Raw genomic sequence first — 21,220 nt, forward strand, 5'->3', positions numbered from 1 at the left:
ATGTCCCTGGGTAGCACTGCTCCGAAGCCCGGGGAGCCGGGAGTCCGTGCGGAGCGGGCTGCCGGTCCGGGGCACACGTCGTCTACCGTCGAGCGCTTCCTGCAGGGCGGCCGGTTGTTCCAGGACCGGGCGCCCGGCGGGCCGGTGCCGCGTCTGCTGATGCGCTGGGTGCGGCGTCCGCTGCTGCCCGCCGTGCGGCTGTGGCGGCGCAACCTCCAGCTGCGCGTCGTCGCGGGCACGCTGCTGATGTCGCTCGGAGTGGTGCTGCTGCTCGGCCTCGTCGTGATCGGGCAGGTGCGCAACGGCCTGCTCGACGCGAAGGGCAAGGCCGCCCAGACACAGGCCGCGGGCGGGTTCGCGGCCGCCCAGGAGAAGGCGAACGCGCCGCTCACCCCGGCCTCCGGCCAGGGAGACGACGCCGCGGACGGTACGACTGCCAACAACTCCTGGCGGACCGAACTCGTCGACCAGCTCGCCAGCGGTGGGAAGAACGCCTTCGACGTGGTGGCGCTCAGCGCCGACGAGGGCTCCCGCGCGCCGCGTGGTTCGGGGAAGGTCGAGACCGTGAGCATCCCGCTGAACCTCCGCGAGGCGGTGAACAAGGGCCCGGGGGCCTTCCAGACGTACTCGCTGATCCAGTACTCGAACGGGCGGGAGTCGCAGCCCGGCCTCATCGTCGGCAAGCGCCTCTACGACATCGACCGCGACCCGTACCAGCTGTACTACGTCTTCCCGCTCACGCAGGAGGAGAAGTCCCTGAACCTGGTCAAGGGCACGCTGGCGACCGCCGGCCTGTTCGTGGTGGTGCTGCTGGGCGCCATCGCCTGGTTCGTGGTGCGCCAGGTCGTCACCCCCGTACGCATGGCCGCGGGCATCGCCGAACGGCTCTCCGCCGGCCGGCTCCAGGAACGGATGAAGGTCACCGGCGAGGACGACATCGCCCGGCTCGGTGAGGCCTTCAACAAGATGGCGCAGAACCTCCAGCTGAAGATCCAGCAGCTGGAGGAGCTGTCCCGGATGCAGCGGCGGTTTGTCTCGGACGTCTCGCACGAGCTGCGTACGCCGCTGACGACGGTACGGATGGCCGCCGACGTCATCCACGAGGCGCGGGCCGACTTCGACCCCATAACGGCACGGTCCGCCGAGCTGCTGGGCGACCAGCTGGACCGCTTCGAGTCGCTGCTCTCCGATCTGCTGGAGATCAGCCGCTTCGACGCCGGCGCCGCCGCGCTGGAGGCGGAGCCGATAGACCTGCGGCAGGTGGTGCGCCGGGTGATCGGCGGCGCCGAGCCGCTCGCGGAGCGCAAGGGCACCCGGATCCGGGTCGTCGGCGACGAGCAGCCGGTGATCGCCGAGGCCGACGCGCGGCGCGTCGAGCGCGTCCTGCGCAACCTCGTCGTCAACGCCGTCGAGCACGGCGAAGGGCGCGACGTGGTCGTGCGCATGGGCGCGGCCGGCGGAGCGGTCGCCGTCGCCGTCCGGGACTACGGCGTGGGGCTGAAGCCCGGCGAGGCGACCCGGGTCTTCAACCGCTTCTGGCGGGCCGACCCGGCCCGGGCCCGGACCACCGGCGGCACCGGTCTCGGCCTCTCCATCGCGGTGGAGGACGCCCGGCTGCACGGCGGCTGGCTCCAGGCGTGGGGCGAGCCGGGCGGCGGTTCGCAGTTCCGGCTGACGCTGCCGCGTACGGCGGACGAGCCGCTGCGGGGCTCGCCGATACCGCTGGAGCCGGAGGACTCACGGCGCAACCGGGAGAGCCGGGAGCGGGCCGAGGAAGCCTCCACGGATGCCTCCGGGACGAACACCGCCACGGGCGGCGGGCACCGGCTGCTGGCCGTGCCCTCGCAGCACGCCGGTACGGGCCGCGCCCCGCTGCCGGGCCGGGCCGCCGTGCCGGCCAGGACCGCGCCCGCGTCGGTGCACCCGGCGGCCCTGCCGGGCAACGGCTCGCGGGTGGTGCCGCGCCCCTCGGAGGAGCGGCAGACCGGGCACAACGACTCTCCGGGGCGTGAACCGGGGCGGGAGGACACGATCCGTGAGGACTGACCGTCGTGAGGGCGGCCGTGGGCGTGCGGTGGGGGTGACCGTGCTCGTCGGGTGCGGCGCGCTCGTGCTGTCGGCGTGCGGCTCGATGCCCGTGTCCGGGGACATCAAGGCCGTCGACGCCTCGCAGCCCGGTGACTCCCAGGTGCAGGTGTACGCGGTCGCCCCGAGGGACGGCGCCACCCCGAACGAGGTGGTCGACGGCTTCCTGGAGTCGATGACCAGCGACGACTCCGACTTCCGGACGACGCGCAAATACCTCACCAAGGAGGCGTCGCGCCGGTGGAAGCCGAGCGCGGAGACCAGCGTGCTGGCCAAGGCGCCGAACCGGAGCGACCGCCCGGTCCACGACCACGACCGCACCACGACCGAGGTCACCTACACCCTCACCGGGGAGCAGGTGGCGACGGTCGACGCGCAGAACGCGTACCAGCCGCTCGTCCCGACGGACTTCTCCCGCACGCTCCACCTGGTGCGGGAGAAGACGCCGGACGGCAAGGAATGGCGCATCGACTCGGTGCCGGACGGCCTGGTGCTCGGCCAGTCCGACTTCAAGCGGCTGTACCGCTCGGTCAACAAGTACTACTTCGCGACCGGCCGGTCCGACGCGGAGGCCACCCTCGTCGCCGACCCCGTCTACCTCCGCAACCGCACCGACCCCTCGACCGGGATGGACACGGTGACGCAGGCGGTCCGCAGCCTGCTGCGGGGCCCGACCGACTGGCTGCGGCCGGCCGTCGCCTCGCGCTTCCCCAAGGGGACGGACCTCAGGAAGGGGGTCGTCTCGCTGACGCCCGACGACCGCAACGTCCTGAAGGTCCCGCTCGACAAGAACGCGGACGGGACCGGGCAGCGGGTCTGCCGGATGATGGCCTCGCAGGTCCTCTTCACCCTGCGGGACCTGACGTCCGCGCGGGTCGAGCAGGTGGAGTTGCAGCGTTCCGACGGTTCGCCGCTGTGCGTGCTCGACGCGGACCAGGCCGAGGCGTACGCGCCCGACGGCTCCTCGGGCGGACCCGACAGCCAGTACTTCGTGGATGCCAAGGGCCGGGTGGAGCGCATCCCGGGCAGCACCAGGGGCAGCGGCGAGCCGGAGCCGGTGGCCGGCCCCTTCGGCGACGGCGCGCTGAAGGTGAGCGCGGTCGGCGTGGCCCGGGACGAGCAGTCGGCGGCGGCGCTCTCCCAGCACAACGAGTCGCTCTACGTGGCCTCCATCGCCGCGGACGGCGAGCTTCCCGTACCGGCCCTGACGAGCAAGGCGGCCGACCCCGAGGACCGGCTGACGGCGCCCAGCTGGGACGGCCGGGGCGATCTCTGGGTCGCCGACCGCGACCCGGACGACTCCAGGCTGCTGAGGCTGCCCCACGGCACGGACAAGCCGCAGGAAGTGACCGTGCCGAGCCTGGGCGGCAGCCGTATCGCCGGGCTGCGGCTCTCCTCGGACGGGGTGCGCATAGCGCTGCTGCTGACGAAGGACGGCCACACGACGCTGAAGATCGGCCGGATCGAACGGCTCGGCCCGCAGGACGACGCCGAGGTGTCCGTGGTCGACCTGCGTCAGGCGGCGCCGCAGTTCGCCGACGTGACGGCCGTGTCCTGGTCCGGCCGCAGCCGCCTCGTGGTCGTCGGCAAGGAGCAGGGCGGCGTGCAGCAGGTGCGTTACGTCCAGGCGGACGGCTCGACGCCCTCCTCGGGCGTGCTGCCCGGGGTGAACCAGGTGCTGGCCATCGCCGCCGCCGACGACGAGCAGCTGCCGCTGATGGCGGACACCTTCGGTGACGGGATAGTGAAGCTGCTCCCCGGGGACAACTGGCAGACGGTCCTCAAGGAGGGCTCGGCGCTGGTCTACCCGGGCTGACACCGACGCCCTCCGGGGTTTTCCACAGGGGTGGCCCGACGGCTCCCGGAGGCGCACAGTTGAGGTGTGCGGGGGTGGTGGCGGGAGATCAGCGGGCTCGTCCTTCCGGTGTCCTGCGGCGGTTGCGGCAGGGCGCGGACGGAGCTGTGCGAGACGTGCGGCGTGCGGCTGTACGGCGGTGTGCCGCGCCGGGTGCGGCCTTCGCCGGAGCCGGCCGGACTGCCCGTGGTGCATGCCGCCGCCGGATACGAGGGCGCGGCGCGGGCGGTCCTGCTCGCCCACAAGGAACGCGGTGTGCTCGCGATGGCCCGTCCGCTCGGCCGGGCGCTCGCGGGTGCGGTACGGGCCGGAGCGGGGCGCGATCCGGACGGGCGGCCGCTGCTGCTCGTACCGGTGCCTTCCGCGCGCCGGGCGGTGGCGGCGCGCGGGCACGACCCGGCTCGGCGTATCGCACTGGCGGCGGCCGCCCAGCTGCGGCGGAACGGCGTCCCGGCGACCGTCGCCGCGGTGCTGCGGCAGCGGCGGGCGGTGGCCGACCAGTCGGGCCTGACAGCGGCGGAGCGCCGGGCCAATCTGGCCGGGGCGCTGGATGTGGCGGCCGGGGGTGGGCGGCTGCTCACCGCCGGACGGGTGGTGCTGGTGGACGACCTGCTGACCACGGGGGCCACGCTGGCCGAGGCGGCCCGGGCGCTCGACGCGGCCTGCGGGCGCGCGGGGTCCCGCGTGCGCGACGCGGCCGTGGTCGCGGCGTCCCCGCCGGCCTTCGACGCAGCATGTCCCGTCGGCCGGAAAATAAACCGGAACTGGAACTGAACTTGCATCGTTGCAGGTAGTGAGTGGGTAAAAAGACCTGAACGGAGGTACGTGCGAGTAGCGGGTGCCGACATCCGTCCCGGCAAGCTATGTTCGGTTGTGAGGAATGGTGAATGCCGGCCCTCGACGAATGCACCATCAGGTTTCGGGCAGGCGACCCACCAGTGGTTCGGAAACCTGAAATCCGGTGGGGTGAAACCCCGTCGGCTGGGGAGGAGGAGGTGGAAGTCACCTAGTCCGCGGTCCCGGCCATCATCGGGACCTGGTGCAAAAGGGAGATGCTCCGCCGCCGAGCGGAGCGATCCGGGAACGGAGTTCTGCGTGGACATCGTCGTCAAGGGCCGCAAGACCGAGGTGCCCGAGCGGTTCCGCAAGCACGTGGCCGAGAAGCTGAAGCTGGACAAGATCCAGAAGTTCGACGGCAAAGTGATCAGCCTCGACGTGGAGGTGTCCAAGGAGCCGAACCCTCGTCAGGCAGACCGCTCCGACCGGGTGGAGATCACGCTCCGCTCGCGTGGACCGGTCATTCGGGCAGAAGCGGCCGCAGGCGACCCGTACGCAGCGCTGGACCTGGCCACCGGCAAGCTGGAGGCCCGGCTGCGCAAGCAGCACGACAAGCGCTACAGCCGCCGGGGCTCGGGACGCATTCCCGCTGCCGAGGTCGGAGAGATGGTGCCGGACGCGGCATCCTTCAACGGTGACGGCGAGCTGATTCCCGACGAGTCGGCACAGTCCGTCCCCACCACCAGGATCGGTTCGCTCGAGGTGCAGGGCGAAGGACCGCTGGTGATGCGCGAGAAGACGCACGTCGCGGCGCCCATGTCGCTCGACCAGGCCCTCTACGAGATGGAACTGGTCGGACACGACTTCTATCTGTTCGTGGACAACGAGACGAAGGAACCCAGTGTCGTCTACCGGCGGCACGCCTACGACTACGGTGTCATCCACCTGAGGACCGACCCGCTGGCCGCCGACGAGGCGGGCGGCGCGGGCGGCGCACTCGGCGGCTGACGCCACTGTCGAGTGGTGCCCCTGGAGCGTCCGTACGCCCCCAGGGGCACCCGTCTGTCACCAAGTCATCACCGCACTGCCGTCCCGGCATGAAATCATGGCGGCCCAAGCCAATCGGTGTTCCGTGAACTGCCGTTGGCGGACCGTTCGTGAAATTCAGGCCGTGGCCTTCAGGGGGAGGAACGATGGCGGACACCTTCGGGCCCGTGCGCGACGCGAGTGATGCCGACGACGCCGCACGCGACCTCGGCGGTGCGGACCGGGACGGCGGCTACCGCAAGGAGCCCATCCGGGTCCTGGTGGTGGACGACCACGCGCTCTTCCGCAGAGGTCTGGAGATCGTCCTCGCGCACGAGGAGGACATCGAGGTCGTCGGCGAGGCCGGGGACGGCGCCGAGGCGGTGGACAAGGCGGCCGACCTGCTCCCGGACATCGTGCTGATGGATGTGCGGATGCCCCGGCGGGGCGGGATCGAAGCCTGCACGTCCATCAAGGAAGTGGCCCCCAGCGCGAAGATCATCATGCTGACGATCAGCGACGAGGAAGCCGATCTCTACGAGGCGATCAAGGCCGGGGCCACGGGGTATCTCCTCAAGGAGATCTCCACGGACGAGGTCTCCACGGCGATTCGCGCGGTCGCCGACGGGCAGTCCCAGATCAGCCCGTCCATGGCGTCGAAACTGCTCACCGAGTTCAAGTCGATGATCCAGCGCACCGACGAACGCCGACTGGTACCGGCGCCCCGGCTGACCGAACGGGAACTGGAAGTCCTCAAACTGGTCGCGACCGGCATGAACAATCGCGATATCGCGAAGCAACTGTTCATTTCCGAGAACACCGTGAAGAACCACGTCCGCAACATTCTGGAGAAGCTCCAGCTCCACTCCCGGATGGAAGCGGTCGTCTACGCCATGCGGGAGAAGATCCTGGAAATCCGGTGAGCCGGCGCGACGGCCGGCCCACCGGACGCGGTCAGGCCCGCAGGCGCGCGATCTCCGCCGCGAGCGGCCCGCGCAGCTCCGGAGCCTCCACCCGCTCCAGCCGGACGTCCGTGCAGCCGACCCAGGAGGCCGCCTCCACCAGGGCCTGAGCCATCGGCGCCACGGCCTTCGCGCCCGCCAGGGAGACCTGCCGGGCGATCAGCGTCGTCCCCTCGCGGGCCGGGTCGACCCGGCCCTGGAGTCGCCCGCCGGCCAGCAGGGGCATCGCGAAATAGCCGTGCACCCGCTTCTGCTTGGGCACGTACGCCTCCAGGCGGTGGGTGAAACCGAAGATCCGCTCGGTCCGCGCCCGCTCCCAGACCAGTGAGTCGAACGGCGAGAGCAGCGTCGTCCGGTGCCGGCCCCGGGGCTCGGAGGCCAGCGCCGCCGGGTCCGCCCAGGCCGGCTTCGACCAGCCCTCCACGGCCACCGGCACCAGCCCGGAATCCGCCACCACGGCGTCGAACTGCTCGCCCTTGAGGCGGTGGTAGTCGGCGATGTCCGCCCGGGTGCCCACGCCCAGCGACTGCCCGGCGAGCGCGACGAGGCGGCGCAGGCACTCCGCGTCGTCCAGGTCGTCGTGGAGGACGGTGTCGGGCAGGGCGCGCTCCGCGAGGTCGTAGACCCGCTTCCAGCCGCGCCGCTCGGTGCACACCACCTCGCCGTACATCAGAGCCCGCTCGACGGCCACCTTCGAGGCGGACCAGTCCCACCACTCCCCGCCGTTCTTCGCGCCGCCCAGCTCCGTGGCCGTCAGCGGGCCCTCGGCGGTCAGCTGCTTGATGACGGTGTCGTACGCGCCGTCCGGCAGGTCGTGGGACCACTGCGGCCGGGCCCGGTAGGCGCGCCGGCGGAACGCGAAGTGCGGCCACTCCTCGACGGGCAGGATGCACGCCGCGTGCGACCAGTACTCGAAGGCGCGGCCGCCCGACCAGTACGCCTCCTCGACGGTGCGCCGCCCGATCGCGCCCAGGCGCGCGTACGGGATCAGCTCGTGCGAGCGGGCCAGCACCGAGATCGTGTCCAGCTGTACGGCGCCGAGGTGGCGCAGCACCCCGGGCACCCCCGACCGGCGGTCCGGTGCGCCCAGGAAGCCTTGGGCCCTCAGGGCTATCCTGCGGGCCTGGTCGGCGGAGAGTTCGACTGCGGGTGGCTGCACAGACGTCATGCTCCGCACTCTAGGGGGCGGCACTGACACCGCCCTGCGGTACGTAGGCGGCGGTGCCCGGCAGACCCAGGTCCGCGGGGAGCAGGGCGCCCATCCAGGCATCGCGGCGCACGCCCTTGTTGAGCAGCCCCGAGCGCTGCTCGCCCTCCATGCGGAAGCCCGCGCGCAGCGCGACGGCCCGCGACGGGACGTTGCCGGTCTCGGCCTTCCACTCCAGCCGGTCGCAGCCGAGCGCGGTGAAGGACCAGCGGGCGGCGCACAGCACGGCCTCGGTCATGAAGCCGCGGCCGCGCTGCTCCTTCGCGGTCCAGAAGCCGACCTCGTACAGGCCGGGGCCGGTGCGGCGGTTGATGCCGAGCGCGCCTATCAGGGGCCCGCCCTCGCGGGGCACCACGGCGAAGTTGTACATCGAGCCGTCCCGCCAGCCCTCGGGCGAGAGGCGTTCCGTGAAGAACTCCGCGTCCGCATGGGCGTACGGCGAGGGGACGACGGTCCAGCGCTGGATGTCCGGGTCCTGGCACGCCTCGTACACCGTGTCGGTGTCGTCGGGGGTGAAGGGGCGCAGCAGCAGGCGGCCGGTGGTGAGGGTGATCGGTTCCAAGGGTTCCATGAAGGGATTCTGGTGAGGCGGCGGTGAGGGCGCGAGTACTTTTCGTGATTCCCCGGCACCTTCGGCGCCCTTCGTCCGTTGACTCTGAAGGGCACCGCGGGGAGAACGCGGTGGCAGCCCTCCCGGCGCGGCGGGGTCCTCGCTTACGATGACCGTTGCGGTGGGGCCCACCTGCCGTGCCCGTGCCAGAGTCCATCACCCGACCAGTGCCCAGGCCCGACCGGCAAGGAGACCAGCCTCAGTGTCCGTCTTCAACAAGCTCATGCGTGCAGGCGAAGGCAAGATCCTGCGCAAACTGCACCGCATCGCGGACCAGGTCAGCTCCATCGAAGAGGACTTCGTCAACCTCTCCGACGCCGAGCTGCGGGCGCTCACCGACGAGTACAAGGAACGGTACGCGGACGGCGAGAGCCTGGACGACCTGCTCCCCGAGGCGTTCGCCACCGTCCGCGAGGCGGCCAAGCGCGTCCTCGGCCAGCGCCACTACGACGTCCAGATCATGGGTGGCGCCGCTCTGCACCTCGGCTATGTGGCCGAGATGAAGACCGGTGAGGGCAAGACCCTCGTCGGTACGCTGCCCGCGTATCTGAACGCCCTGTCCGGCGACGGCGTCCACCTGATCACGGTGAACGACTACCTGGCCTCGCGTGACTCCGAGATGATGGGCCGGGTCCACAAGTTCCTCGGCCTGAGCGTCGGCTGCATCATCGCGAACATGACTCCGGCCCAGCGCCGTGAGCAGTACGCCTGCGACATCACGTACGGCACGAACAACGAGTTCGGCTTCGACTACCTCCGCGACAACATGGCGTGGTCGAAGGAGGAGCTGGTCCAGCGCGGCCACAACTTCGCGATCGTGGACGAGGTCGACTCGATCCTGGTGGACGAGGCCCGAACCCCGCTGATCATCTCCGGTCCGGCCGACCAGGCCACCAAGTGGTACGGCGACTTCGCCAAGCTGGTCACGCGCCTCACCAAGGGCGAGGCGGGCAACCCGCTCAAGGGCATCGAGGAGACCGGCGACTACGAGGTCGACGAGAAGAAGCGGACCGTGGCGATCCACGAGTCCGGCGTCTCCAAGGTCGAGGACTGGCTCGGCATCGAGAACCTGTACGAGTCGGTGAACACCCCCCTCGTCGGGTACCTCAACAACGCCATCAAGGCCAAGGAACTCTTCAAGAAGGACAAGGACTACGTCGTCATCGACGGCGAAGTCATGATCGTCGACGAGCACACCGGCCGTATCCTCGCGGGCCGCCGCTACAACGAGGGCATGCACCAGGCGATCGAGGCGAAGGAAGGGGTGGACATCAAGGACGAGAACCAGACGCTCGCCACGATCACCCTGCAGAACTTCTTCCGCCTCTACAACAAGCTCTCCGGCATGACCGGTACGGCGATGACCGAGGCCGCCGAGTTCCACCAGATCTACAAGCTGGGCGTCGTGCCGATCCCGACGAACCGGCCGATGCAGCGCGTCGACCAGTCGGACCTGATCTACCGCACCGAGGTCGCGAAGTTCGCCGCCGTCGTGGACGACATCGCCGAGAAGCACGAGAAGGGGCAGCCGATCCTCGTCGGCACCACCTCCGTCGAGAAGTCGGAGTACCTCTCGCAGCAGCTCTCCAAGCGCGGTGTCCAGCACGAGGTGCTCAACGCCAAGCAGCACGACCGGGAGGCGACGATCGTCGCCCAGGCCGGCCGCAAGGGCGCGGTGACCGTCGCGACGAACATGGCCGGACGAGGCACCGACATCAAGCTCGGCGGCAACCCGGACGACCTCGCCGAGGCGGAGCTGCGGCAGCGCGGGCTCGACCCCGTCGAGCACGTCGAGGAGTGGGCGGCCGCCCTTCCCGCCGCGCTGGAGAAGGCCGAGGAGTCCGTGCGGGCGGAGTTCGAGGAGGTCAAGGACCTCGGCGGGCTGTACGTGCTGGGCACCGAGCGCCACGAGTCGCGCCGTATCGACAACCAGCTGCGCGGTCGTTCCGGCCGTCAGGGCGACCCGGGCGAGTCCCGCTTCTACCTGTCGCTCGGTGACGACCTGATGCGGCTGTTCAAGGCGCAGATGGTCGAGCGCGTCATGTCGATGGCCAACGTGCCGGACGATGTGCCGATCGAGAACAAGATGGTGACCCGGGCGATCGCGTCCGCGCAGTCGCAGGTCGAGCAGCAGAACTTCGAGACGCGTAAGAACGTCCTGAAGTACGACGAGGTGCTCAACCGGCAGCGCGAGGTCATCTACGGCGAGCGGCGCCGGGTCCTGGAGGGCGAGGACCTCCAGGAGCAGATCCGCCACTTCATGGACGACACGATCGACGACTACATCCGCCAGGAGACGGCGGAGGGCTTCGCCGAGGAGTGGGACCTCGACCGGCTGTGGGGCGCGTTCAAGCAGCTCTACCCGGTGAAGGTCACCGTCGCCGAGCTGGAGGAGACCGCCGGGGATCTGGCCGGCGTCACGGCGGAGTTCATCGCCGAGTCGGTCAAGGAAGACATCCACGAGCAGTACGACGAGCGGGAGAAGACGCTCGGCTCCGAGATCATGCGTGAGCTGGAGCGGCGTGTGGTGCTGTCGGTCCTGGACCGCAAGTGGCGTGAACACCTCTACGAGATGGACTACCTCCAGGAGGGCATCGGCCTGCGGGCCATGGCGCAGAAGGACCCGCTGGTCGAGTACCAGCGCGAGGGCTTCGACATGTTCAACGCCATGATGGAGGGCATCAAGGAGGAGTCCGTCGGCTACCTGTTCAACCTGGAGGTCCAGGTCGAGCAGCAGGTCGAGGAGGTGCCGGTCGAGGACGCGGCGACCTCGCTGTCCAAGGAGGACGCGGTGCCGGCCTCGCGGCCGGAGATCCGGGCGAAGGGGCTGGACGCTCCGCAGCGGCCGGATCGGCTGCACTTCTCCGCTCCCACGGTTGACGGGGAGGGCGGGGTCGTCGAGGGCGACTTCGCGAACGGGGACGGGGCCGGGGTCGGTGCCGGGGCGGAGTCGGACGGGCTTACTCGGGCGGAGCGGCGTAAGGCGCAGAAGTCTTCTGGGGGGCGGCGGCGTAAGAAGTAGCTTGCGCTGACGTTGGGTTGTGGCTGGGCCGGGCACCGGGTGGTGTCCGGCCCAGCCGTGTTTTTCGGGGGGTGGGGTGGGCGGTGCGGGTGGGGTGCGCCTGCGGCGGGCGCTTTTCCCCTACCCGCCCCTTCCCGAAACCGGGGCTCTGCCCCGGTCCCCGCTCCTCAAGCGCCGGAGGGGCTGGGTGGGCGGCGGGGGTGAGTGGGTTTTGCGCCGGGTGGGTTGCGGGGCTCCGCCCCGGGCCCCGCGCCTCAAACGCCGGCGAGGCTGGAAGTGCGCGCTGGATGTGCGCGCTGGGGCTGGGGGAGGCCCGTGCAGGGGCTGTGTGGCTCTGTACGGGGCTCCTGGCCTGGGGCGCACGTCCGGGGCACCGGCGGCCCTCTGGGCCGCTCAGGCCGTCGCCTCACCGCGTCCGCATCGGGGTGTTGCCCAGTTCCACCGCCGCGCAGCGCCAGCGGAGGTCCGGGCCCTGTTCCAGGCGGAAGGCCATGGCCCGGACCTCCTCGCCCGCGGCGATGCTCGCGCATGCCTCCACCACGCCGGGGGCCGGCTGGGCGCCTCGGCACATGCGGATGACCGGGCGGGTGCCCCGGGTGCGCAGGGGTGTCGTGGGCGCCAGTTCCGCCAGCTGGTCGTAGGCGTCGCCGATCGTGTGGCCCAGCATCCAGTGGACCGGGCGCTGGCCGCTCAGGACCGCCAGCAGGCGTTCCGCGAACCAGTGGTGGGGGCGCATGCGCCTCGGGACGCGGTGGCGTTGGGCGGGTACGGCTTCGGGCCTGCGGGCGTCGTGGCGTCCTGCGGGCCGGGTCCTGTTCGTGGTCATCTGTCGCCCCCGTGCTCCAGAGGCCCGGCTTGTACCGGGCAGTAACTTCTGTTGGTGATCTTCTACGGGGGAGTCGGATTTGTCGCAAGTGTCGGAGGGAGGGGGTTGAGTGCGGTGGTGTTCACCTGTCCGGGTGGCGGGTGGGCGGTGGAGCCGGGCGCGGGGCGGGGCGCGGGGGTGAGTGGGGCGTTGCCGGGTGGACGGGGGCCGGGGGATACGCGTAACCCCAAAGGGGGACCTCGCACGTATCCTGAGGGCGTCTCCGACTACGAAAGCGGCCGAGCCCATGCGCGTGTACGTACCCCTGACCCTCGCCGGGCTCGCCGCCGCGCACCGGGGCGGTGAGCTGGGGCCCGGTCCGCTCACCGCCTACGCCGTCACCCCGGCGCTGCGCGAGTGGTACGTCTCCGACGACATCGAGGAGCTGGAGTACGCGGCGCTCAACCGGGCCGCCTCCGCCTCGCTGCGCCTCATCGCCGGGGACCCGCGGGCCGCCCGGCGCCGCGTCGTCGTCGCCGTCGACGTGGCCGACGGGGAAGCCGTCGCCGACCCGGACCACATCCTGGACGCCGCCTCGCTCGGCGAGGTAACGATCGCCTCCGCCGTCCCGCTGGCCAAGGCCGCCGCGGTGCACGTCGACTCCGACGACGCGGACGAGGACGTCACCGCCGCCGCGGCCGCGCTCGGGGCGGCGGACCTCGGGGACGACGACGCGCAGTTCACCGTCGACGGCGCGGAGGACCACGAGCTGCTGTGGTTCGGGGTGCAGGAGATCCCCGGCCTGATCGGGTAGGCGAGGGGCGTTGTCAGTGGGGGCGAGTACCGTTTCCGGCATGGGGATCGCACCGGGGGAACAGCACCGCACGCATCTGGTCTGGGACTGGAACGGCACACTGCTCGACGACAACACCGCCGTCGTCGGCGCGACCAACGCCGCCTTCGGCGAGGTCGGCCTGGCGCCGATCACCGTCGAGCAGTACCGGGAGATGTACTGCATCCCGATACCGCGCTTCTACGAGCGGCTGATGGGGCGGCTCCCCACCGACGCCGAGTGGGAGCGGATGGACGGGGTCTTCCACCGCCACTACACCGAGCAGCGCGACGCCTGCGGGCTGACCGCCGGGGCCGCCGAGCTGCTGGCCCGGTGGCAGCTGACCGGGCACAGCCAGTCGATCATGAGCATGTACCGGCACGAGGAGCTGGTCCCCGTCGTACGCGGGTTCGGCATCGAGCGGCACTTCGTACGCGTGGACGGGCGCACCGGTCCGTCCGGCGGCAGCAAGTCGGAGTACATGCGGCGGCACCTCGCCGCCATGGACGGGATATCCCCGCAGCGCACGGTCGTCATAGGTGACGCGGTGGACGACGCCGTGGCCGCCGCGCACGCCGGTGCGAAGGCCGTCCTGTACACCGGTGGTTCGCACAGCCGTGCCAGCCTGGAGAAGGCCGGTGTGCCCGTCGTGGACACGCTGACCGAGGCCATCGCGCTCGCCGAGCAGCTGACCCGGTAGCCCCGGAAGGATTCCGGACGGTGCGTTCGCGCTGTCCGGAGTGTCAAAATTCGCGGCCTTCTTTTGTACACATCCGGATCGTGACGGTCACCGGTGCGGGCGAGATAGCCTGGTCCCGTGATCAGCGCGATATGCCTCGGGGGCAGCGAAGCCCCCGGCCCGCGCCCGGAGCACCACCGTGCCCGGGCTGCCTCGGCTGATCCCTCCCGCCCGGACCGGCCGCAGGAAACGGCCGATACGGTCCCGGCGGTCTCTCATCGCGGCATAGCGTCGACCCCGACCGGAAACCTCGCGTCGTGGCGTTACGCCGACCTTTTCACCTACGTCACGCAACGGCGCGCGACAGGAGCCAGAGGACATGCAGACCAAGCTGGACGAAGCCAAGGCCGAGCTGCTCGCACGGGCCGCCAAGGTAGCTGACAACAGCCCGGGCGGTGGTGTCGGCGGGCCGGGCGGTGCCCCCGGGTGCACGTCGCGGCCGCCGGGGCCGACGGCTCGGGGGCCGGGCAGGAGCGATCCCGCCAGGACGTCCTGCTCTCCTACCTCCAGCGCTACTACCTGCACACCGCCCCCGAGGACATCGTGGGCCGGGACCCGATCGACGTCTTCGGCGCCGCCTCCTCGCATTACCGGCTGGCCGAGGAGCGCCCCCAGGGCAAGGCGAACGTCCGGGTGCACACCCCGACCGTCGAGGAGAACGGCTGGACGTGCAGCCACTCCGTGGTCGAGGTCGTCACCGACGACATGCCGTTCCTGGTCGACTCCGTCACCAACGAGCTCTCCCGCCAGGGCCGCGGCATCCACGTCGTGATCCACCCGCAGGTCGTCGTCCGCCGCGACGTCACCGGCAAGCTGGTCGAGGTCCTGACCGACGGCACCCGCCGGAACGGCGGCAAGGGCCCCAAGGACGCCAAGGAGGGCCTGCCGCACGACGCCCTCGTGGAGTCCTGGATCCACGTCGAGATCGACCGCGAGACCGACCGCGAGGACCTCAAGCAGATCCAGGTGGACCTGCTCCGCGTCCTGTCCGACGTACGGGAGACCGTCGAGGACTGGGAGAAGATGCGGGGCGCGGCGCTCCGCATCGCCGACGACCTGCCCGGCGAACCGCTGGACGACCTCGCCGACGACGAGGTCAACGAGGCCCGGGAGCTGCTGCGCTGGCTCGCCGCCGACCACTTCACCTTCCTCGGCTACCGCGAGTACGAGCTGCGGGACAGCGACTCGCTGGCCGCCGTCCCCGGCACCGGACTCGGCATCCTGCGCTCCGACCCGCACCACACCGAGGACGAGGCGCACCCCGTCAGCCCGTCCTTCGACCGGCTGCCCGCCGACGCCCGCGCCAAGGCCCGCGAGCACAAGCTCCTCGTCCTGACCAAGGCCAACAGCCGGGCGACCGTGCACCGCCCCAGCTACCTCGACTACGTCGGCGTGAAGAAGTTCGACGCCGACGGCAACGTCATCGGTGAGCGCCGCTTCCTCGGCCTCTTCTCGTCCGCCGCCTACACCGAGTCCGTGCGCCGGGTCCCCGTCATCCGCCGCAAGGTCGCCGAGGTGCTGGACGGCGCCGGGTTCACGCCCAACAGCCACGACGGCCGCGACCTGCTCCAGATCCTGGAGACCTACCCCCGCGACGAGCTGTTCCAGACCCCCGTCGACCAGCTGCGCTCGATCGTCACCTCGGTGCTCTACCTCCAGGAGCGGCGCCGGCTGCGCCTCTACCTGCGCCAGGACGAGTACGGCCGCTACTACTCCGCGATCGTCTACCTGCCGCGCGACCGCTACACCACCGGTGTACGGCTGCGGCTGATCGACATCCTCAAGGAGGAACTGAACGGCACCAGCGTCGACTTCACGGCCTGGAACACCGAGTCGATCCTCTCCCGGCTGCACTTCGTCGTCCGCGTCGCGCCCGGCAGCGAGCTGCCCAGCCTCACCGACGCCGAGGCCGACCGCATCGAGGCCCGCCTCGTCGAGGCCGCCCGCTCCTGGGCCGACGGCTTCCAGGAGGCGCTGAACGCCGAGTGCGGCGAGGAGCGCGCCGCCGAACTCCTCCGCCAGTACGGGCACTCCTTCCCCGAGGGCTACAAGGCCGACCACTCGGCGCGCGCCGCCGTCGCCGACCTCGTCCACCTCGAAGCGCTCAAGGAGAACGAGCGCAGCTTCTCCCTCAGCCTGTACGAGCCCGTCGGCGCCGCCCCCGGTGAGCGCCGCTTCAAGATCTACCGCACCGGTGAGCAGGTCTCGCTGTCCGCCGTGCTGCCCGCCCTCCAGCGGCTCGGCGTCGAGGTCGTGGACGAGCGCCCGTACGAGCTGCGCTGCGCCGACCGCACGCACGCCTGGATCTACGACTTCGGGCTGCGGATGCCGCAGACCACCGCCAACGGCGGCTACCTGGCCGACGGGGCGCGCGAGCGGTTCCAGGACGCCTTCGCCGCCGTCTGGACCGGCGAGGCGGAGAACGACGGCTTCAACGCGCTGGTGCTGAGCGCCGGGCTCGACTGGCGCCAGGCCATGGTGCTGCGCGCCTACGCGAAGTACCTGCGCCAGGCCGGTTCGACGTTCAGCCAGGACTACATGGAGTCCACCCTCCAGAACAACGTCCACACCACCCGGCTGCTCGTCTCGCTCTTCGAGGCCCGGATGTCGCCGGGCCGCCAGAGCGCGGGCACGGAGCTGACGGACGGGCTCCTCGAAGAGCTGGACGGGGCCCTCGACCAGGTCGCCTCGCTCGACGAGGACCGGATCCTGCGCTCCTTCCTCACCGTCATCAAGGCCACCCTGCGCACCAACTTCTTCCAGCACGCGGACGACGGCGAGCCGCACGCGTACGTCTCGATGAAGTTCGACCCGCAGTCCATCCCCGACCTCCCCGCGCCCCGGCCGGCGTTCGAGATCTGGGTCTACTCGCCCCGGGTGGAGGGCGTCCACCTGCGCTTCGGCAAGGTCGCCCGCGGCGGCCTGCGCTGGTCGGACCGGCGCGAGGACTTCCGTACGGAGATCCTGGGCCTGGTCAAGGCGCAGATGGTGAAGAACACCGTCATCGTGCCGGTCGGCGCGAAGGGCGGCTTCGTCGCCAAGCAGCTGCCCGACCCGTCCGACCGCGACGCCTGGATGGCCGAGGGCATCGCCGCGTACCGCACCTTCATCTCGGCGCTCCTCGACATCACCGACAACATGGTGGCCGGCGAGGTCGTCCCGCCCAAGGACGTCGTCCGGCACGACGAGGACGACACGTACCTGGTCGTCGCCGCCGACAAGGGCACCGCGAAGTTCTCCGACATCGCCAACGAGGTCGCCGTCGCGTACGGCTTCTGGCTCGGGGACGCGTTCGCCTCCGGCGGTTCGGCCGGTTACGACCACAAGGGCATGGGCATCACCGCCCGGGGCGCCTGGGAGTCCGTCAAGCGGCACTTCCGCGAGCTCGGCCACGACACCCAGACCGAGGACTTCACGGTCGTCGGCGTCGGTGACATGTCCGGTGACGTCTTCGGCAACGGCATGCTGCTCTCCGAACACATCCGGCTCGTCGCCGCGTTCGACCACCGGCACATCTTCATCGACCCGAACCCGGACGCGGCCACCTCCTACGCCGAGCGGCGCCGCCTCTTCGACCTGCCGCGCAGCTCCTGGGCCGACTACGACAAGGACCTGATCTCCGCGGGCGGCGGCGTCCACCCGCGCAGCGCCAAGTCCATCCCGGTCAACGCCCATATGCGCGAGGCGCTGGGCATCGAGGCCGGGGTCACCAAGATGATGCCCGCCGACCTGATGCAGGCCATCCTCAAGGCGCCCGTCGACCTCGTGTGGAACGGCGGCATCGGCACGTACATCAAGTCCACCGCCGAGTCGAACGCGGACGTCGGTGACAAGGGCAACGACGCGATCCGCGTCAACGGCGCGGACCTGCGCGCCAAGGTCGTCGGCGAGGGCGGCAACCTCGGGGCCACCCAGCTCGGGCGCATCGAGTTCGCCCGGGACGGCGGCCGGATCAACACCGACGCGATCGACAACAGCGCCGGGGTGGACACCTCCGACCACGAGGTCAACATCAAGATCCTGCTCAACGGTCTGGTGCGGGACGGCGACATGACCGTCAAGCAGCGCAACGCGCTGCTCGCCGAGATGACCGACGAGATCGGGCACCTGGTGCTGCGCAACAACTACGCGCAGAACACCGCCCTGGCCAATTCGGTCGCCCAGGCGCCCTCCCTGCTCCACGCCCAGCAGCGCTTCATGCGGCGGCTCGGGCGCGACGGCTACCTCGACCGGGCGCTGGAGTTCCTGCCCAACGACCGGCAGATCCGCGAGCTGCTGAACGCCGGCAAGGGGCTCACCCAGCCCGAGCTGGCCGTGCTGCTCGCCTACACCAAGATCACGGCGGCGCAGGAGCTGATCGGGACCAGCCTGCCGGACGATCCGCACCTCCAGAAGCTGCTGCACGCCTACTTCCCCGAGCAGCTGCGCACGCGGTACGCCGAGGCGGTCGACGGGCACGCGCTGCGGCGCGAGATCATCACCACGGTGCTGGTCAACGACACGGTCAACAGCGGTGGTTCGACCTTCCTGCACCGGCTGCGGGAGGAGACCGGGGCCTCCATCGAGGAGATCGTGCGCGCGCAGTTCGCGGCCCGCGAGATCTTCGGGCTCGGCGAGGTCTGGGACGCGGTGGAAGCCCTCGACAACGAGGTCGCCGCCGATGTCCAGACCCGGATCCGGCTGCACTCGCGGCGGCTGGTCGAGCGCGGCTCGCGCTGGCTGCTCGGCAACCGGCCGCAGCCGCTGGCGATCTCCGAGACGGTCGACTTCTTCCGCGACGGGGTCGAGCAGGTCTGGGCGGCGCTGCCGAAGATGCTGAAGGGCGCCGACCAGGAGTGGTACCAGGGCATCCTGGACGAGCTGACCGAGGCGGGCGTCCCGGACGAGCCGGCGCAGCGCGTCGCCGGCTTCTCCTCCGTCTTCCCCGCGCTCGACGTCGTGGCGATCGCGGACCGTACGGGCAAGGAGCCGCTGGCCGTCGCCGAGGTGTACTACGACCTCGCGGACCGGCTGGGGATCACGCAGCTGATGGACCGGATCATCGAGCTGCCGCGGGCGGACCGGTGGCAGTCGATGGCGAGGGCGTCGATCCGCGAGGACCTGTACGCGGCGCATGCGGCGCTGACGGCCGATGTGCTGGCCGTGGGCAACGGGGCGTCGTCGCCGCAGGAGCGGTTCGAGGCGTGGGAGGAGAAGAACGCGGCGATTCTGGCCCGGTCGCGGTCGACGCTGGAGGAGATCCAGGGGTCGGACGCGTTTGATCTGGCGAATCTGTCGGTGGCTATGCGGACGATGCGGACGTTGCTTCGTACGCACGTTTAGGCTGCGCCGCGGTGGGTGGGCGGCTGCGGGTTCGTGGCCGCTCGCCCCTTTGTCCTCAATCGCCGGACGGGCTCGAAAGATGCCCTCAAACGCCGGGCGGGCTGGGTGTGGCCGGCGATTGAGGGCATCCTTTTGCTTACCGCTTCTTCGTGAAGCGTTCGTACTCCGCCATTACTTCCTTCGCCGGGCCGTCCATGCGGAGGGTTCCCGACTCCAGCCACAGCGCTCGGTCGCAGGTTTCGGTGATCGACTTGTTGTGGTGGCTCACCAGGAACACCGTGCCGGCCTGTTCGCGCAGTTCGCGGATTCTGGCCTTGCTGCGTTGCTGGAAGCGGGCGTCGCCCGTGGAAAGGGCCTCGTCTATCAGCAGGACGTCGTGGTCCTTCGCGGCGGCGATCGAGAAGCGGAGGCGGGCGCCCATGCCGGAGGAGTACGTGCGCATCGGCAGGGTGATGAAGTCGCCCTTCTCGTTGATGCCGGAGAAGTCCACGATCCCGTCGTAGCGCTCGCGGATCTCCGCGCGCGTCATGCCCATCGCGAGGCCGCCGAGCACCACGTTGCGCTCGCCGGTCAGGTCGCCCATCAGCGCGGCGTTGACGCCGAGCAGCGAGGGCTGGCCGTGGGTGTGGACGCGGCCCTTCGACGCGGGGAGCAGGCCCGCGATGGCCTTGAGCAAGGTCGACTTGCCCGAGCCGTTGGAGCCGATCAGCCCGATCGCCTCGCCCTTGTACGCGGCGAAGCTGACGCCCCTGACGGCGTGCACCTCGCGCACCCCGGGGCCTGCCGGCGCGAGGCGATCCGGCTCAGCGCGGAGGTGGCGCTGCCGCGCCCGGTGCGGGCGCCGTTGACCTTGTACGTGATGTGGACGTCGTCCACGACGACCGTCGGGATCAGGGAATCAGCCACGTCCGTAACTCTCCTCGGCCTTCCAGAAGTAGACGAAGCCGCCCGCGCCGCACACCAGCGCCCAGCCGGCCGCGACCGCCCAGACGTGCGGGGGCAGCTGGTTCGCGCCGAAGCTGTCGATCAGCGCGAAGCGCACCAGGTCGATGAAGACGGCCGCCGGGTTCAGTTCGAGCGCCAGCTTCACCCAGTCCGGCACCCGGTCGCCGCGCAGCATCGTGTCCATGCTCCACATCACGCCCGAGGCGTACATCCAGGTACGCAGCACGAACGGGGTGAGCTGGGCGATGTCCGGGGTGCGCGCGGCGAGGCGGGCCATGACCATCGAGATACCGGTGTTGAACACGGCCTGGAGGGCCAGGGCCGGCACCGCGAGCAGCCAGGCCGGCTGCGGGTACTGCCCGAAGGCCAGCAGGATCAGGACCAGCGCGCCCAGCGAGAACAGCAGCTGCTGGAGCTGTTGCAGGGCGAGCGCGATCGGCAGCGAGGCGCGCGGGAAGTGCAGCGCCCGTACCAGGCCGATGTTGCCGCTGATCGCGCGCGTGCCGGCGGTGATCGAGGAGCTGGTGAAGGTCCAGATGAAGACGCCCGTGACCAGGAACGGCACAAAGTCCGGCACGCCGTGCTTCGTCTTCATCAGGATGCCGAAGATGAAGTAGTAGACCGTCGCGTTGAGAAGCGGGGTCATGATCTGCCAGATCTGGCCGAGCTTCGCCTGGCTGTACTGGGCGGTGAGCTTGGCCGTGGCGAAGGCCGTGATGAAGTGCCGCCGCCCCCACAGCTGCCGCACGTACGCGGGCAGCGAGGGCCGCGCCCCGCTCACGGTCAGCCCATGCCGCGCGGCCAGCGCGGCGAGCTCGCCGGAGCCGTACACGGGCGGGGAGGGGGGCGGCGGGCTGTCCACCGGGGCCGGGGCTGTTGTCTGGCTCACCACGATCGCTTTCGACGGGAGGCGGGCAGGCGGGGGCACGGCGTACGGGCGGAGAGAGACGCGCCCGGCGACGGGACGGGACCGTATCGTCGCAACGCCGAGGGTAGGACGTACCGACGTCGGAACGCAACCGTTTCGTCGTCG

12 protein-coding genes and 2 pseudogenes are annotated in these 21,220 nt (G+C 70.8%); 9 read left to right on the forward strand and 5 right to left on the reverse strand.

Annotation, left to right across the window (positions count from 1 at the left end; genetic code table 11):
* From mtrB to NEH16_RS19650, 5 genes are all read left to right on the forward strand, one after another.
* The gene (gene mtrB, locus NEH16_RS19630) at positions 1-2,046 is read left to right on the forward strand and encodes an MtrAB system histidine kinase MtrB (protein ID WP_265544094.1); all 2,046 of its coding nucleotides are present in this window, start codon (positions 1-3) and stop codon (positions 2,044-2,046) included.
* An 85-nt stretch (positions 2,047-2,131) separates the two neighbouring features.
* A complete protein-coding gene (locus NEH16_RS19635) occupies positions 2,132-3,901 on the forward strand; it encodes an LpqB family beta-propeller domain-containing protein (RefSeq protein ID WP_242442027.1) in 1,770 nt (589 codons plus the stop codon).
* 66 nt (positions 3,902-3,967) lie between these two features.
* Complete coding sequence (locus NEH16_RS19640; RefSeq protein WP_265544096.1) at positions 3,968-4,714, forward strand: ComF family protein; 747 nt, start codon at positions 3,968-3,970, stop codon at positions 4,712-4,714.
* Between the two features lie 321 nt (positions 4,715-5,035).
* Positions 5,036-5,725, forward strand: coding sequence for a ribosome hibernation-promoting factor, HPF/YfiA family (hpf, locus tag NEH16_RS19645; protein WP_073964924.1), 690 nt, complete (start codon positions 5,036-5,038; stop codon positions 5,723-5,725).
* A gap of 185 nt (positions 5,726-5,910) precedes the next feature.
* Positions 5,911-6,666, forward strand: a complete 756-nt coding sequence (locus tag NEH16_RS19650) for a response regulator (RefSeq protein WP_073964925.1) — start codon at positions 5,911-5,913, stop codon at positions 6,664-6,666.
* Between the two features lie 31 nt (positions 6,667-6,697).
* Here the strand turns inward: NEH16_RS19650 and NEH16_RS19655 are convergent, their stop codons facing one another.
* Positions 6,698-7,873: a winged helix-turn-helix domain-containing protein gene (locus NEH16_RS19655; RefSeq protein ID WP_073964926.1), complete on the reverse strand. Its 1,176-nt coding sequence runs from the start codon at positions 7,871-7,873 to the stop codon at positions 6,698-6,700.
* A 10-nt stretch (positions 7,874-7,883) separates the two neighbouring features.
* On the reverse strand, positions 7,884-8,474 hold the full coding sequence (locus NEH16_RS19660) for a GNAT family N-acetyltransferase (protein ID WP_265547266.1): 591 nt from the start codon (positions 8,472-8,474) through the stop codon (positions 7,884-7,886).
* A 250-nt stretch (positions 8,475-8,724) separates the two neighbouring features.
* Here NEH16_RS19660 and secA point away from each other — a divergent pair, with 250 nt between their 5' ends.
* Positions 8,725-11,544, forward strand: a complete 2,820-nt coding sequence (secA, locus tag NEH16_RS19665) for a preprotein translocase subunit SecA (RefSeq protein WP_265544099.1) — start codon at positions 8,725-8,727, stop codon at positions 11,542-11,544.
* A 406-nt stretch (positions 11,545-11,950) separates the two neighbouring features.
* On the opposite strand, the gene NEH16_RS19670 is transcribed toward secA, so the two are convergent.
* Positions 11,951-12,370 (reverse strand): Rv3235 family protein, encoded by a 420-nt coding sequence (locus NEH16_RS19670; protein ID WP_265544101.1) that lies wholly within the window; start codon positions 12,368-12,370, stop codon positions 11,951-11,953.
* Between the two features lie 286 nt (positions 12,371-12,656).
* On the opposite strand from NEH16_RS19670, the gene NEH16_RS19675 reads away from it, so the two are divergent.
* From NEH16_RS19675 to NEH16_RS19685, 3 genes and pseudogenes are all read left to right on the forward strand, one after another.
* Positions 12,657-13,163, forward strand: a complete 507-nt coding sequence (locus tag NEH16_RS19675) for a DUF6912 family protein (protein ID WP_073964931.1) — start codon at positions 12,657-12,659, stop codon at positions 13,161-13,163.
* A gap of 40 nt (positions 13,164-13,203) precedes the next feature.
* Positions 13,204-13,881 (forward strand): HAD family hydrolase, encoded by a 678-nt coding sequence (locus NEH16_RS19680; protein ID WP_265544104.1) that lies wholly within the window; start codon positions 13,204-13,206, stop codon positions 13,879-13,881.
* Positions 13,882-14,239: 358 nt separating this feature from the next.
* Positions 14,240-19,242, forward strand: a pseudogene (locus tag NEH16_RS19685) (NAD-glutamate dehydrogenase).
* Positions 19,243-19,378: 136 nt separating this feature from the next.
* Here NEH16_RS19685 and NEH16_RS19690 read toward each other — a convergent pair.
* Positions 19,379-20,148: pseudogene (locus NEH16_RS19690) on the reverse strand (ABC transporter ATP-binding protein).
* Positions 20,141-21,079, reverse strand: coding sequence for an ABC transporter permease (locus tag NEH16_RS19695; protein WP_430523758.1), 939 nt, complete (start codon positions 21,077-21,079; stop codon positions 20,141-20,143). Before NEH16_RS19695 ends, NEH16_RS19690 begins: the two are co-directional and overlap by 8 nt.
* Positions 21,080-21,220: the final 141 nt, after the last annotated feature.

It is taken from the genome of Streptomyces drozdowiczii (assembly GCF_026167665.1).
In the GTDB taxonomy this organism is placed as follows: Bacteria; Actinomycetota; Actinomycetes; order Streptomycetales; family Streptomycetaceae; genus Streptomyces; species Streptomyces drozdowiczii_A.